This window comes from Alkalibacillus filiformis (assembly GCF_030814115.1).
Classification (GTDB): Bacteria; Bacillota; Bacilli; order Bacillales; family Alkalibacillaceae; genus Alkalibacillus; species Alkalibacillus filiformis.
The window spans coordinates 1-1,412 of record NZ_JAUSUP010000029.1 but is presented as its reverse complement, the minus strand read 5'-3'; the positions used below and the strand labels follow the sequence as shown (position 1 = coordinate 1,412).

Sequence of the window (1,412 nt, the reverse complement as noted above, 5' to 3'; positions counted from 1 at the left end):
TGACGTTCTGTCAATATATTGGACATGTTTTTGCTCTCATAAGGCAAACTTTTAATCCATATGAAAGAAGATGCTTTCATATGGAATCCTCATGTGAAGCGAAATTTTAAATAAAATTTCACTTCATCATGAGGCTATTATTGAACCGTCGAAGGCAAAGGTTGGATGTACCTTTAATTTGCCCATTCATACTCTTCAGGTGTCATATAATCAAGGGCGGAGTGTCTTCTCCGACGGTTATAAAAGACGATATAATCATGCACTTCATCAATGGCATCAACTTTTGAACCGAAAATTAATGTTGGCATCTCGGTTTTCATACTCCCAAAAAAAGATTCAGCACAGGCATTGTCATATGGGTTACCCTTACGACTCATGCTGATAATTGCTTCCTGATTTAATAAAATCTCTGTATAGGCATGTGCACAGTATTGTGAACCACGATCGGAATGATGAATCAAACCAGGCTCGGGCTGCCGATTGTTCATCGCATCTTGTAATGCTTCTGTAGTTAAATTAACCTTCATATGATCATCGACTCGATAACTAATAACTCGGCGTGAGTACAGGTCAATAATGACATTAAGAAACACAAAACCCTCCAGGGTTGGAATATATGTTATGTCTGTCGTCCATATTTCATTTGGTGATTCAACTTTGAAATCCTGATTTATATGATTCTTATAAGTCTTGTAATGGTGGTTTGATTGTGTTGTAGAACGACTTCTCTTAGGTTGTTTGGCCTGAAGGCCCATATCCCTCATATAATTAGCCACAGTCTTTATGCTTACAGTAAAACCTTGAGCTACTAGATCAGCATGCACACGCGGACTACCGTATACTTCTTTGCTCTCATAGAAGGACACCCTAATTGCTTCACGTAATAGTCGTTCATGCTTTTTTCTTTCTGTTTCAGAATTGTTTTTTCTTTTCTTATATTCATAAAAACCTGATTTGGACACACCTAAAACAACACACATCTTCAAAACGGTGTGCTCATTCCGATGTTGATCAATAAACTCATACTTCACTTGTGGTTTTGATTGAAGATGTGCATGGCCTTTTTTAATATATCAACCTCTTCTTCCAGATCAGCAACACGTTTCCGTTCATCTTCTAGTTGTTTTTTATATTCCGTTGCAGAAAGTAGTTCTGATTTTCGTGACTTTTCCAGTTCTTTGCGGTGATTTCTTTCACGAGCGACCCACTTCGTTAAGGTGTGATATGGAAGTTTCAACTCTATCGAGATATCTTTAATTTTTTTTCCATCATCTAGTACCATTTTGGCCACATACTCTTTAAACTCAGGCGAATAGTGCTTTTTTTCTGGCATAATTACCCCTACCTTTTCTAGACTTAATTTCATGGAAACATTTTGCCTTAGAGTGTGTCCAATTTTGATACTAACCTTA

At 37.2% G+C, this 1,412-nt stretch carries 2 protein-coding genes; both read right to left on the bottom strand.

The window, feature by feature from the left end; all coding sequences use genetic code 11:
* Positions 1–173 precede the first annotated feature (173 nt).
* Entirely contained in the window at positions 174–1,031 is an 858-nt protein-coding gene (locus tag J2R98_RS14455) for an IS3 family transposase (protein ID WP_307070212.1), read from the bottom strand.
* Positions 1,028–1,412, bottom strand: a 385-nt coding sequence (locus tag J2R98_RS14450) for a transposase (protein WP_307070210.1), incomplete at its 5' end; no start/stop codon positions are given. The genes J2R98_RS14450 and J2R98_RS14455, both read right to left, overlap by 4 nt.